Source organism: Protofrankia symbiont of Coriaria myrtifolia, assembly GCF_900634755.1.
In the GTDB taxonomy this organism is placed as follows: domain Bacteria; phylum Actinomycetota; class Actinomycetes; order Frankiales; family Frankiaceae; genus Protofrankia; species Protofrankia coriariae.
Window position 1 is genome coordinate 14579 of record NZ_CAAAFS010000151.1, and the last position, 12554, is coordinate 27132.

At 70.8% G+C, this 12554-nt stretch carries 11 protein-coding genes; 7 read left to right on the top strand and 4 right to left on the bottom strand.

The window, feature by feature from the left end; translation table 11 throughout:
* The first annotated feature begins 123 nt into the window (after positions 1-123).
* The 6 genes from CM1CMNOD_RS08495 (at position 124) to CM1CMNOD_RS08515 (ending at position 7164) form a co-directional block, all read left to right on the top strand.
* Positions 124-1506, top strand: a complete 1383-nt coding sequence (locus tag CM1CMNOD_RS08495) for an MFS transporter (RefSeq protein ID WP_237703053.1) — start codon at positions 124-126, stop codon at positions 1504-1506.
* Between the two features lie 89 nt (positions 1507-1595).
* Positions 1596-1709 carry a streptamidine-related RiPP repeat protein gene (locus CM1CMNOD_RS22955; RefSeq protein ID WP_013873264.1) on the top strand — a complete coding sequence of 38 codons (114 nt, stop codon included), beginning with the start codon at positions 1596-1598 and terminating at the stop codon, positions 1707-1709.
* 171 nt (positions 1710-1880) lie between these two features.
* Positions 1881-2684: a hypothetical protein gene (locus CM1CMNOD_RS08500; RefSeq protein ID WP_237703054.1), complete on the top strand. Its 804-nt coding sequence runs from the start codon at positions 1881-1883 to the stop codon at positions 2682-2684.
* Positions 2685-2686: 2 nt separating this feature from the next.
* On the top strand, positions 2687-4330 hold the full coding sequence (locus CM1CMNOD_RS08505) for a CocE/NonD family hydrolase (RefSeq protein ID WP_237703055.1): 1644 nt from the start codon (positions 2687-2689) through the stop codon (positions 4328-4330).
* Positions 4327-5817, top strand: coding sequence for a YcaO-like family protein (locus tag CM1CMNOD_RS08510; RefSeq protein ID WP_131773933.1), 1491 nt, complete (start codon positions 4327-4329; stop codon positions 5815-5817). Before CM1CMNOD_RS08505 ends, CM1CMNOD_RS08510 begins: the two co-directional genes overlap by 4 nt.
* Before the next feature lie 9 nt (positions 5818-5826).
* A complete protein-coding gene (locus CM1CMNOD_RS08515) occupies positions 5827-7164 on the top strand; it encodes a YcaO-like family protein (RefSeq protein ID WP_013873268.1) in 1338 nt (445 codons plus the stop codon).
* Between the two features lie 33 nt (positions 7165-7197).
* On the opposite strand, the gene CM1CMNOD_RS08520 is transcribed toward CM1CMNOD_RS08515, so the two are convergent.
* Positions 7198-7860, bottom strand: coding sequence for an LLM class flavin-dependent oxidoreductase (locus tag CM1CMNOD_RS08520; protein WP_083828212.1), 663 nt, complete (start codon positions 7858-7860; stop codon positions 7198-7200).
* 304 nt (positions 7861-8164) lie between these two features.
* Between CM1CMNOD_RS08520 and CM1CMNOD_RS08525 the strand changes: the two genes are divergently transcribed.
* Positions 8165-9379: an acyl-CoA dehydrogenase family protein gene (locus CM1CMNOD_RS08525; RefSeq protein WP_013873269.1), complete on the top strand. Its 1215-nt coding sequence runs from the start codon at positions 8165-8167 to the stop codon at positions 9377-9379.
* Between the two features lie 70 nt (positions 9380-9449).
* Here the strand turns inward: CM1CMNOD_RS08525 and CM1CMNOD_RS08530 are convergent, their stop codons facing one another.
* The 3 genes from CM1CMNOD_RS08530 to CM1CMNOD_RS08540 form a co-directional block, all read right to left on the bottom strand.
* On the bottom strand, positions 9450-10190 hold the full coding sequence (locus CM1CMNOD_RS08530; RefSeq protein WP_013873270.1) for a SagB family peptide dehydrogenase: 741 nt from the start codon (positions 10188-10190) through the stop codon (positions 9450-9452).
* A 33-nt stretch (positions 10191-10223) separates the two neighbouring features.
* Positions 10224-11261, bottom strand: a complete 1038-nt coding sequence (locus CM1CMNOD_RS08535; RefSeq protein ID WP_013873271.1) for an AAA family ATPase — start codon at positions 11259-11261, stop codon at positions 10224-10226.
* A gap of 194 nt (positions 11262-11455) precedes the next feature.
* Positions 11456-12554: YibE/F family protein (locus CM1CMNOD_RS08540; RefSeq protein WP_131773934.1), on the bottom strand; the 1099-nt coding region annotated here is incomplete at its 5' end.

Genomic DNA, 12554 nt, shown 5'->3' on the forward strand with positions numbered 1-12554 from the left:
TGACGGTATTCCTGATGGCAGTTCTGACAGCAGTTCCGACAGTATTTCTGATGGTTTTCAAACCTGTGTTTCCGGTGAGGTTCCCGAGTTCCCGGCGAAGTTTCCGACGATGACGGTGTCGCGATGAACACGGCATCGATGTTCCGGCTGTTCCTGGTCAGCCGGGCCGTTTCGTGGGTCGGGAGCGCAATGTCGCTGGTGGCGTTCCCGGTGCTGCTCTACCAGCGCACCGGGAGCGCGGCCGCCGCGGGTGTGCTGGCCGGCCTGGAAGCGGTGCCCTATCTCGTCCTCGGGCTGCCGGCGGGCGCGCTGGTGGACCGCTGGGACCGGCGCCGCACGCTGGTGCTCACCAGCGTCGCCAGCGGCCTGGTGATGGCGAGCGTTCCCGTCGCGTCCTGGGCCGGGGCGCTGACGACAGCGCACCTGTTCGTGGCCGCGGTCGGTGTGTCGTCCCTGTTCGTGTTCTTCGACGCCGCCGGTTTCGGTGTCCTGCCGGCCATCGTCGGACGCGACGGGGTGCCCGCGGCGACCGCGGCGATGGTGTCGGTGAGCACCGTGGTGAACCTGACCGGCCCGGCTGTCGGCGGTGTCGCCGCGACCACCCTGGGCGCGCCGGCCGTCCTCGCGCTGGACGCCCTCAGTTACGTCGTCGCCGCGCTCCTGCTGACCCGGGTGCGCTGGGACGCGCAACCCGGCAGCGCCGATATCGGCAGCGTCGGTACTGGCAGCGTCGCCGGTGGTGGCACCGGCGACCGCGGCATCGCCGGCGGCCCGGGCGGCGGGCGGCGGTGGGTCGCCAGAACCCGCCGCGACATCGCCGAAGGGCTCCGCTACATCTGGGATCACCGTGTCATCCGGACACTGACCCTGCTCGGGACCGGAGCCAGCGTCTCCGGGGGCGCGGTCAGCGGCCTGCTGGTCGTCGTCGCGGTCGAGCAGTTCGGTCTTGCCGACGACGACGTGCGGATCGGGCTGCTCTACGCCGCCACGGCCGCCGGCACGCTGATCACCAGTACCTTCCTCAGCCGTATCCACCGGCGGGTGCCCATCGGGATGATCACGCTGTGCGCGCTTGGGGGCAGCTGGCTCGCGCTGCTGTGCTGGTCGCGGAACACGATGTGGCTGCTGGGGCTGGGGATTCTCGTGCTGTGGCAGGCCGCCAACTCCCTGGTCATCCTCAACGGCATCGTCGTCCGGCAGGCTGTCACACCGGACCGGCTGCAGAGCCGGGTCAACACCACGGCACGGATGATCGCCTGGGGTGGGACGCCGCTCGGCGCCATGCTCGCCGGCGCGCTGGCCGACGTCTGGGGCACCCGCGGCGCCCTGCTCGTCACCTCCTCGGGTGTCGGTGTGGCGCTGCTGATCGGTATTGGGACGAGCCTGCGCCGTACCGGCACGCTCGCGGACCTCGTCGCGGCCCGGGACACACCGGAGGCAGCGGCGCCCAGCGAGCGTCATGACCGAACGCATGCAAATGCTCACACCGCGGTGGCACCGGAATAACGCGCCCCGCACCACTTTCGCGTCGCACCGGAGCATGCTAACGTTCTATACGTAATGAAAACCATTTCTATTATTGGAGGGAGGTAGTCATGGAGGAGATCTCTTTCGAGGTGCTGAACGAGGAGCCGGTTCTCGCCGCCCCGCAGGACCCGACCACCCACGCACTGGTCCAGAACCCGTTCGCGTGGGACGAGGAGAAGTAGTTCGCTGACCGAAGGCGGTGAGCTGCTTCCGGCCGTGGTCGTCGGAGAACGTCCGCGCCTCCCCGCGCCGCCCCGATGACCACGGTTCCCGGCCACCGTCCCTTCCCCCACGGCATCCGGGTCCACGTTTCGTGGCAGAGTTCCACGGCATTTCACGGCAGAAAGAAAGGCATGCGTGTGCTCGCGCCCGGCCATCACCTGTACCGGACTGCCGACGGCAGCTGGCGCTACAGCGCCCCGGGAGACGTCTTCGTCCGCGTCGGCGGTGACGACCGGCTGCTCACGCTGGTCCAGCGGCTCGAAACCGGTGACACGGACGTGCGCGTTCCCGTCGCCGACCAGGCCGGCGTCGAACGGATCACTGCCGCGTTGGCCGGCCGTGGCGTGCTGACGAGCGCGGAGCAGGACGCGCCCGTCCCGTCCGGCTGGAAGGTGCACGTGGACGGCGACGGTCCGCTCGTCGACAAACTCCTCGAGCTTCTCGGCGAGGCCAGGTGCGGCGTGGGCCCGGTGGACGAGGCCGCGGTGGCGGACTCGGACGTCGTCGTCAGTTGCGCGCGGTGGCTGCCGGACGCCCGATGGCGCCAGCTGGACGCCTGGTGCGCGCGGCACCGCACGCCGTGGCACGGCTGCTGTGCCGAGGGCGGCACGTTCGTCCTCGGGCCGCTGTCGATCCCCGGCCGTACCGCCTCCTACCAGGACACCCGTGGACGCCGGCTCGCCGCGGCCGCCCTGCCCGACGAGCTGATCGCCCACTGGGCCTACCTGGACTCCGACGCGCCCAGGCCGGCCGCGCGGTTCACGCCCGCGGCCGTGTCGATGCTGGCCGGCCTGCTCGCCGCGGACCTGCTGGCCCTGGCGTCGGGCGGCGACATCCCCAGCGAGGGCCATCAACTCGTCGTCGACGCCACCACATTCGCGATCAGCCGCCACCGGGTGCTTCCCCTGCCCGTCCTCGCGGTCAACCCGGCGTAGCCGTGGGCAGCGGCGACACCGACACCCACGCGAGGACGGGTGGGGCTGGCGGCGGAATGGGCGGGGCCGGCACCAGGACGGGTGGGGCCGACACCAACCAGTTCGTACCCGCGGCGGACGGGGTCGCGCTGGCCACCGACGTGTACTTCCACGACCGGCTGCCCGCCCCCGTGGTCGTCACCCGTACCCCCTACGGCCGATCGGCGCTGCTGGCGAACGGCCTCGGATGGGCCCGCAACGGCTTCGTCCACGTCGTCCAGGACGTGCGGGGTCGCTACGGCTCGGAGGGAAGCTGGACTCCCTACCATCACGAGCGCGCGGACGGCCGGGCGCTCGTCGAATGGGTGCGCGCGCAGCCGTGGTGCGACGGGAACGTGATCCTCGCGGGCGCCTCCTACGGGTCGTTCACGGCGTGGTCCGCCGCGCTCGCCGCGCCCGGCCTCGTCCGCGCGGTGATCAGCGAGGTGCCGGCCGCCGTGCTGCGCCCGGCCAACGTCGAGCCCTCGGGCATCCTGCGGCTGGCCGAGTACGTCGGCTGGTGGACCGAGCACGCGGACGGCCGGACCAGCCGCGACGGGCTGTCCGCTCAGATGCTGCGAGCCCGCCCGCAGCTGCTGCACCATCTTCCGGTCGCCGGGATCGGCGGGTGTCTGTGGGCGCGGCTACCGCACTGGTGGAGCACGATCGACCCCGACGGCCCCGGCCGCGGGCAAACACCGGCCCACGCGGAAGCGCTGGACGATCAGGAGCTCGCCGCCTGCGCGTTACCGTCCCTGCACATCGGCGGATGGTACGACCTGTTCCTGCCGCAGACCCTCCACCAGTGGACGGTTGCCGGCAGCGGCCACGACCCGCGGCCGGCACGTGGCCTGGTGGTCGGGCCGTGGCAACACGAGCTGTCCACCCCGCACTCCCACTCCGCCGGTGGCCGCGACCACGGCCGCGAGTCCCAGCTACCGTTGGGCGCCCTTCAGGTCGACTGGATTTCGCGGGTGCTGGCCGGCGAGGACGCGTCGATCACGAAGATCTTCCTGATGGAGGACGGCCGGTGGCTGGATCACTGGCCGGCGTCGACCGGTGTGCTGCGGCTGCACGCCACCGCGGACGGCGCGCTGTCATCATCGCTTCCGGAGCGGGCCGCCGAGCATCGTTTCACCTACGACCCGCTTGACCCTTTTCCCAGCCTCTTTCCCAGCCTCCCGGTTCATCACGACCGGGGCTCCCTCGACGTCCGCCGCGACAGCGTGACCTTTCGAGGTCTCCCGTTGACGAATCCTCTCGCCGTCGCCGGGTCGCCCACGGTTCGGCTGGCCGTGGGCACCACCGCGCCGAGCGCCGACTGGATCGTCCGCCTGGTGCAGCGTTTCGACGACGGCCGGGCCTTTGAGATCACCTCCGGTTCCGCCGTAGCCGAGCGCGGTGTGCGCACCCTCGACGTCGTCCTCGGCGCCACCGCCCTGGTGCTGCGGCCCGGCAGCCGACTCGAGCTGCACATCACCGGCAGCGACTTCCCGCGGCTGGCACGAAACCTCAACACCGGTTCCGATCGGTACACCTCGAGCGTCACCAGAACAGCCACCCAGACGGTGCGCAGCGGGCCGGCCCACGGCTGTTTCGTCGACCTACCGGTGATGGAGCGGCAATGACTCTCACGGAGATTCTCACGGGTGTATCGCCGGCCGAGCGCCGGTTGGTCGACGCCCGGCTCGGCGTCATCACGCAGGTCGTTCCGTACGAACCGAGCGCCCGGATGCCGAGTTCCTGGGTCGGGTGGAGCGCGCGGGCCGGCGACAGCCGGGCGTTCGCCGCCTGGACGGGCGAACGGTACGGTTTCGGCGCCTCCCTGGGAGATCACGACCGGGCGCGCCGAGCCGCCGTCGGCGAGGTCGTCGAACGCTACTGCGGCAACGCGGTGCCCGAGAAACTGGAGATCGCCAGCTACGCCGCCCTGGCCGCGGCGGGACGCGACGCGCTGGACCCGGCATCCTTCGCGCTCTACTCCGACCGTCAGTACGAAGCCCGTGGCTTCCCCTTCCAGCGTTTCACCCGCGACCTGCCGGTGGCCTGGGTGCCCGGCCGCGACCTGCACACCGGGCGGCCGGTGCTCGTGCCCGCGTCGATGGCCTACCTGAACTACTTCCGCGGCGGGCACGCGGGGGAGCCCGTCACCCACGCGATGCTGTACGCGGGAATAGCCACCGGGGAGAACCGCGAACACGCCGAGCGGTTTGCCCTGGAAGAGCTCTTCGAACGCGACGCGAACACGATCTGGTGGGCCAGCGGGACGAGCCCGCACACCGTCGCCGACGCCGCCGACCTGCTGGCACAGTACAACATCCCATTTTGTCCGGAGGTCGGCGGCGGACACGGTGACAAGCATGCCAGTGTTTATGAAGATCTTCATGAAAATGTTCATAAAAATGGGCGTGGCAACCGGCGTGAAAACGAATACGTCATTCGTCTGTTCCGTATACCGGGGCAGTTCGACGTCCCGGTTCTCGCCGCGTTCCTCACCGACCCGGGGGAGGGCCTCGTCTCCTATGGTACGGCCTGCCGGGCCAGCCCGTGGGAGGCTGCGAAGAAGGCACTCGTCGAAGCCTTCGCGATGCTGGAACTGACCGCCGAACTGGCCGATCCCGACAGTGCGCACTGGCGGGCCATCGCCCGTGGCGAAATACCCGCGCACGCCTACCGGCCCTACCGTGCCGATCGGCGTTACGCCGAGGACTTCCGGCCGGACTTCCACGACCTCATCGACCTGCCCGCCGTGGCGCAGCTCTACCTGGACCCGCGTATGCAGGGCAAACCGCTCGACCGGCTGAGGGAGCAGGCCCGACCCGTCCGGCTCACCGACATACCCGCCGTCGAGGAGGCCCGGGCCCGCCAGCACTACCTGGACATCCTGGCCGAGCGGAACCTGCGGGCCGTCTCGGTGGACGTGACCACCTCCGACGTCTGCGCCGCCGGCCTGACGGTGGTACGCGTGGTCGTGCCGGGGCTGTACTGCAATCCGCCGGCGGCCTTCCCGTATCTCGGTGGCAGCCGGCTCTACACCGTGCCCACCGAACTGGGCTGGGTCAGCGAGCAACTGACCGAGGAAACAGTTTACCCGTATCCGATTCCCCACGTGTAGGGCGGGCAGATGGACATCTCCACGATTCTCGACCCACGTACGGGCATCATTCGCCGACTCGAAAAGAATACCGTCGCGCCCGCCCTGCCAGCGGAATTCTTCATGGTCACCGCGGTGCTTTCCGACACCACGAGGTTCTCCCCCTGGGCCAGCGACTTCGCCGGGGCCGGATACGCCCTGCTGGACGAGGCCGCCGCGATCGGGCCGGCCGTCGGGGAGGCCGTCGAGCGCTACTGCGGCAACCTGGTGCCGGCCGGGCTGCACCGGGCCACCTTCGCCGAGCTCACCGCGTCCGGCCACCAGGTTCTCGACCCGCGTTCGGTCGTGCTGTTCGCCCCTGAACAATACCGTTCGCCGCGTTTCCCGTTCGTCGAGTTCAGCGAGAACCACAAGCTGGAATGGGCGCTCGGCGCCCGGCTGCCGGACGGGGCCGCCGTCTGGGTGCCGGCGAACCTCGTCTGGGTGTCGTACGCGCATCAGGCGCCCGCCCGCGGCGTGCCGTTTCTCAATCCGGTTCTCAGCTCCGGGCTGGCCGCCGGTGTCGGCGAGGCCGGCGCCCAGTGGTCGGCGCTGTGCCAGATGCTCGAACGCGACGCGGTGACCATGGCCTGGCATGGCCGCCGGCCGCTGCGGGAGGTGATCCCCCCACCCTGGCTGGCGAAGCTGGGAACCGGGGCGCGGGGGAGCCTGACGACCCGTTTCCTGGAGTTCCCGAACGAGTTCGGAATGGTCGTGATCGGCGCGCTGGTGTTCGACGAGGCCAGCGGCTACCTCAGCATGGGCGCGGCCTGCCGGGCCACCGCGGAGCCGGCGATGCGCAAGGCGCTGGCCGAGGCCTTCCAGCTACAGATGTTCGTCGGCGACCTCGACGACCCGGACGGCCCGTACATGCGTGCCGCCAACCGCCCGGACAGCCCGCTCAAGCGCTGGCGGGCCGACCGGCGCTACCTCGACGACTGCCGGGACGACCTCGCCGATATCGTCGAATACTGCACCCACCTCCAGCTCTTCCTCGACCCGCGGATGCGCGACCGCCTGGCGGCCGAACTCGCCGACGCCGTCACCGGGACGGTCACCTGGGAGGCCCTCGACGCCGACGCCCCCTTCGCCGCTACGACCGATCCCGCCCCGCTCGCGACGGCGCTGGCGCGGGCCGGCCATCCGGTGGTGTCGGTCGACGTCACCACCGACGACGTCCGCCCGACCGGCATGCGCGTCGTCCACACGCTGGCGCCGGGCCTGTACTCGAACTCCTCGGTCGGCCTCCCGTTCCGCGGCGGCACCCGCCTGCCCGACCAGCTCGCGACGGTGGGCAAACCCCGCCGAGATTTCCCCCTGCCGCATTAGCCGGCCTCGGGTTGCCGACGACGACAGTGGTGGTCATACGCCGACCGCGGCCCGGTCCGGGATCGGCAGGCCGAGGTGGCCGCGCAGCGTGGTCGCCTCGTACTCGCGGCGGAACAGCCCACGCCGCTGCAACTCCGGCACGAGGTGGTCGACGATGAGATCCAGGCCATCGGGGTAGAAGTCGTGATTCAGGTTGAACCCGTCCGCGGCACCGTGTGTGAAGAACGCCTCGATTTCGTCGGCCACCTGCTCCGGCGTCCCGACCACCATGCGGTGCCCGCCGCCGGCGATCGTCTGGTCAAGAAGATCGCGTACGGTGAGGTTTTCGTTGCGTGCCGTCGCCAGCACGGAGCGGGCGAAACCGTAACTGCTCGGCTTCCAGCCTGGGGCGTCGAACAGTTCCCACGGCGGCGCCTTGTCCAGCTTCAGGCTCTCGACCGGGACGCCGAGCTGCCAGGCCAGCGCGGCGAAGTTGTCCTCGTTGTCGGTGTTGAGGCTCGCGAGCAGGTCGTGCCGCTCGCGGGCCTCGGCCTCGGTGCTGCCCAGCACCGGCCAGAGCCCGGGGAGGATGAACACCTCGTCGGGGTTGCGGCCGTAGACCTCGCGGGCCCGCGTCCTGACCTTGCGGGCGAACTCGATGCCCTGCCGCAGACTGTGCTCGGCGCAGAAGACGGCGTCGGCGTGCCTGGCCGCCAGCTGTTCGGCGGCTTGGCGATCCCGTTGCCGTTGACGTTCAGGTGCAGGGTACGGTGGGCCACATCACCAGCATTGACGCGCATTGCCTGTCGGAAAAAGGGGAAACAGCTACCGCTTCCGTTAAGCGGGCCTACGGGTTCGCGGCGTCAGCCGGGCTCAGCGCCGGTGACGACCGGGCGGGACGGGTCCGAGCTCCACGCCGAGAACGACCCCGGACAGGCGGCCGAACAGTTAAGCGCAGGCGCACCGGGCCCGTTAGCCGAACCTGGTTGATCGGGCGAGACTGGAGTCCCAGGCTGGAGGAATGACCAACGCCGCCGAGGACACCCGTGCCGTCACGTTCGGCTCGCCACAACTGGCCAAGCTGATCGCACACGTCGCCGAGGGCGCGATTGAACGCGAACAGCGCGGCAAGCCGCCGTTCGAGGCGATCGAGGCGATCAGGCGCGCCCGTCTCGGCGCGCTGCGGCTGCCGCGCGGGATCGGCGGCGGGGGTGCGTCGCTGGTCGAGCTGTACGAGGTGTTCATCGAGCTGGCCGCGGCCGACCCCAACGTGGCACACATCCTGCGCAGCCACTTCGGCGTCGTGGAGAACCTGCTGCGCAGCTCCGACCCCGAGCAGCGCAAGTGGCTTGAGCGCGTCGCCGCCGGCGAACTGATCGGCTCGGCCGCCACCGAGCTGAGCGCGAAGGCCGGTGCCACCGACTTCCCGTACGAGACCGCGATCACCCGCACGCCGGACGGGCTGCGGCTCAACGGCACCAAGCACTACACCACCGGCAGCCTCTACATGGACCGGATCGTCGTCGGCGTCACCGACATCGACGGGGGCAAGGTACAGGTGATCATCGAGGGCGACCGCCCTGGCGTGCGACGCGACAACGACTGGGACGGCTTCGGCCAGCGCTTCACCGGCAGTGGCACCGTGACGTTCGAAGACGTGGTGATCGAGCCGGGCGACTACTTCGGCAAGGGCGGACGGGACGCCGACTCCGATGCCCTGCCGTGGCGGGCGACGTACTTCCACATCCAGCTCAACGCGATGATCGTCGGCATCCTGCGCCGCGTGGTGCGCGACGCCGCCGACCACGTCCGCGGCAAGCCGCGGACCTTCTACCACGCGCCGGCCGACGCCCCGGCCGAGGACCCGATCTTCCAGTACAGCGTCGGGCTGTTGGCCAGCCAGGCGTACACCGCCGAGACGCTGGTGCTCGCCGCCGCCGCGGCGCTGGAGCAGGCGTACGCCGCGCACGGCACGCAGCAGGAGTACAAGCTGTCGCTGCGCGCGGCGCTGGCCAACGCCAAGGCGAAGGTCGTCATCGACGAGCTGGCCAACCGCGCGGCCTCGGAGCTGTTCGACGTCGGCGGCGGGTCGATGGTGCGCGCCAGCCTCGCGCTGGACCGGCACTGGCGCAACATCCGCTCCATCACCGCGCACAACCCCAAGACGCTGAAGGCTGTCACGGTCGGCCGCTACGTACTCAACGGCACCCCGCCGCCGAACCAGGGCTTCTTCTGACCCGGCCGCCAGCCGGTGGGGGATAGCCGCCGGCTATGCCGGCCGCCGGCCGGTGGGGGATAGCGGCCGGCTATGCCGGCCGCCGGCCGAGGGGGAACAGGGCTGTGGGGAACATCGTGTCGGGTAGGCGTAGCAGTTGTGTGGTCAGGTGGTCGTCGAAGCCTGTTACCGCGCAGCCGGCCAGGTCGAGGGCGGTCGCGACCAGGTAGAGGTTCTGGACGGCGATGCCCGAGTCGACGTGCAGCGTCCGGTAGTGGCGGATCGGGTATTTCACGAGCGTGATGTCCAGCCGGGCGACCAGAAGGAGAGTGATCGGCGTCCGTTCGGCGAAGTCGGGCTGGGCCAGCACCGAGCGCAGCGCCGCCGTCGGGTCGCCGGACCACAGCGTCTCCAGATGCTGGACGTCTGGATCGTCGTCGGCCTCGTGGCGGAACACCCCGCCGGGTAGGTCGCCGCCGGGTCTGACCGCCACGTATACCGCCAGCGACGGCAGCCCGCCCGCGGACGGGGCCATCCACATCCGGTGCTCGGCGCCGGTGGGCAGCCGGACCGTCCGCTGCGGCCCGAGCGCCCACCGCAACAGCGACGACAGCTCCCGCGCGTCGGGCGGGTCGGCATGAAATCGATAATGGGACCTGCGGGCCGCAAGGACCTGGCCGAGGCCGACCGGGATGTCCGGCCGCGCTCGGGGTAACGCGATCCGCCCGGTGGCCGCGGACAGCCCGTCAAGGACGACCTCCCGGTTCGGCGGGTCGTTGAGGAGATCCTGGATCCGCTGAATACGACTGATCACGTCCGCGGTGTCACTCATGTTCGTCCTCGCCGGCCCGCCGAAACGACCCGGTCAGGCGATCCGGCCGGCGGTGTGGCCGGATGCCGGGCGGCTGGGCACGCTGCGGCTGGGCGTGCCGCGGTCGGGCGCGGTGCGGGCCGCTGGTACCAGCCCGGGGATGGGCCGGAAGCCGGGGTCGATCTGGTCGGCCAGGTCCACGCCGGTCGCGTCGTTGGCCCAGGCCACGGCGTTGCGCAGGTGGATGTCGTGCATCTGGGCGACGAAGCGGTCCCAGTCCCGGACGGTGCTGTCGACGCCGCGCCGGATCTTGTCCAGCGCTGCCAGGTTCGCCGGCTCCAGGTCGCCGATGCCGAACGGCCGGCCCTGTTCCATCGCGCGCACCGGAGTCGACTGGGTGAGACAGACCAGCAGGTCGTCACCGACCTCCCGGCGCAGGAAGGCGACGTCCTCGTCGTCTGTGACCTTGTTCCCGATCACGGAGAGGGTGACGTCGAAGTCGGCGGCGTATCGGCGGTACTGCCGGTGCACCGCGACTGCCTTTCGGGTGGGCTCGCACACCAGGAAGGTGTGGTCGAAACGGGTGAACAGGCCGGAGGCGAACGCGTCGGCGCCGGCGGTCATGTCGACCACCACGTATTCGCCCGCGGTGTCGAGCAGATGGTTGAGCAGCAGCTCGACGGATCCGAGCTTGGAGTGGAAGCAGGCCACGCCGAGGTCGTCCTCGGTGAACGCGCCGGTGGCCAGCAGCCGCACGCCGGCGACGTCGACACCGAAGCGTGCCCACAGCGGGTTGTGGCCGGTCACCGACAGCAGCCGTGATCCGGAGCCGGGCGGGGTCGTCTTCACCATCACCGACGCGGACGGGATGCGCGGGTTGTCTCCCCTCAGATAGTCCTTGATCGCATCGAGGTGTTCGCCCATCGGGGGTGGCGTGGTGTCGTCGTCGAGGCCGAGGGCGGCGCCGAGGTGCTGGTTGATGTCGGCGTCGATGGCCAGGACGGGGTGGCCGTGGGCGGCCAGGCGCCGGCAGAACAGCGCGGACAGCGTGGTCTTGCCGCTGCCGCCCTTGCCGACGAACGCGATCTTCATGCTGGGCTCCGAGGTCGTGGCGACACTGCTACGATCAGCACAGCATACTGTAATAGTAATCGTTTTCGTTAAGGGTGGTGTGCCGGGCGGGCCTGGCGGGCGGCTGACCGGCGGCGCGCCGAGCGGCCGAGCGACGGCCGGGAACGCCCCGAGGCGCCGCGGGGGGTGTCGCAGCGGAGGAGCGCGGTTCGCCGCTACGAACGGCCAGGGCTCGCGCGATAGGTCAACGGCTGGGTGTCGGCGGGGTGGCCAGCGGCGACAGCGCCATCCGCGTCAGACGGGGATGACGCGGCTGAGCCGGAGCCGGGATGTCGGGCGCGACCGGTGACGGCGGCACCATCCGTGTCGGGTGAGGCCGCGTCCGTGCCCGCGTCCGCCGGCCGGCGGCGGGAGACGACGAGGGCGGCGATGGCGGTGGTGAAGGGCACGGAGGCGACGAGGCCGACGGTGCCGGCAGCGGTACGGACGATCTCGGTGGCGACGAGTTCGGAGGTGGCGACGTCCGCGCTGGCGCGGTCGGCGAGGGTGAACAGGAGCAGGGTGGGCAGGGCGGCACCGGCGTAGGCGAGGGCGAGGGTGTAGACGCTGGAGGCGATGTGGTCACGTCCGACCCGCATCCCGGTCCGGTAGAGGCGGCGCACCGGGGTGTCGGGGGCGGCGTCGGAGACCTCCCAGACGGCCGCGGCCTGGGTGACGGTCATGTCGTTGATCAGTCCGAGCGAGCCGATGATGACGCTGGCGAGCACGAGACCGGGCAGGCTGAGCTCGCCGGCGAAGGCCTTGAGGGTGACGTCCTCGTCGGAGCCGAGGCCGGTGATGTGGGCGAGGTCGATGGCCGCGGCACCGAGCGCGGCGGTCAGAGCGAGGCTGGCGAGGGTGCCCAGCAGCGCGACCGTGGTGCGGGCGGAGACACCGTGGGCGAGATAGAGCAGGCCGACCATCAGCGCCGCGCCGGTGGTCAGCGCCACCGCGACGGGGGAGTGCCCGTCGAGCAGAGACGGCAGCGTGAACCTGACGATCACGAGATAGGTCAGGACGAGGCCGGCGAGCGCGGCGAGCCCACGCCAGCGGGCGACGGCCACGACCATGACGGCGGTGAGCGCGGCGATCCAGCCCAGCGGCGCCGCGCGCTGGAAGTCCACGATGTAGTAGGTGGGCTGCCCGCTGGTGTCGACCGTCGGGGCGAGGCGGATCCGGTCGCCCGGCTCGTACGCGGGACGGGTCGGATCCACGGGGACGTCCAGATGGATCTGGTTGCCGGGCGCGGGCCGGCCGGTCAGGACGATGTCGAGC

Coding starts and splice junctions, on each gene's coding strand:
- CM1CMNOD_RS08495 (WP_237703053.1), top strand. CDS start 124: ATGAACACGGCATCGATGTTCCGGCTGTTCCTGGTCAGCCGGGCCGTT.
- CM1CMNOD_RS22955 (WP_013873264.1), top strand. CDS start 1,596: ATGGAGGAGATCTCTTTCGAGGTGCTGAACGAGGAGCCGGTTCTCGCC.
- CM1CMNOD_RS08500 (WP_237703054.1), top strand. CDS start 1,881: ATGCGTGTGCTCGCGCCCGGCCATCACCTGTACCGGACTGCCGACGGC.
- CM1CMNOD_RS08515 (WP_013873268.1), top strand. CDS start 5,827: ATGGACATCTCCACGATTCTCGACCCACGTACGGGCATCATTCGCCGA.
- CM1CMNOD_RS08525 (WP_013873269.1), top strand. CDS start 8,165: ATGACCAACGCCGCCGAGGACACCCGTGCCGTCACGTTCGGCTCGCCA.
- CM1CMNOD_RS08535 (WP_013873271.1), bottom strand. CDS start 11,261: ATGAAGATCGCGTTCGTCGGCAAGGGCGGCAGCGGCAAGACCACGCTG.
- CM1CMNOD_RS08510 (WP_131773933.1), top strand. CDS start 4,327: ATGACTCTCACGGAGATTCTCACGGGTGTATCGCCGGCCGAGCGCCGG.
- CM1CMNOD_RS08530 (WP_013873270.1), bottom strand. CDS start 10,190: ATGAGTGACACCGCGGACGTGATCAGTCGTATTCAGCGGATCCAGGAT.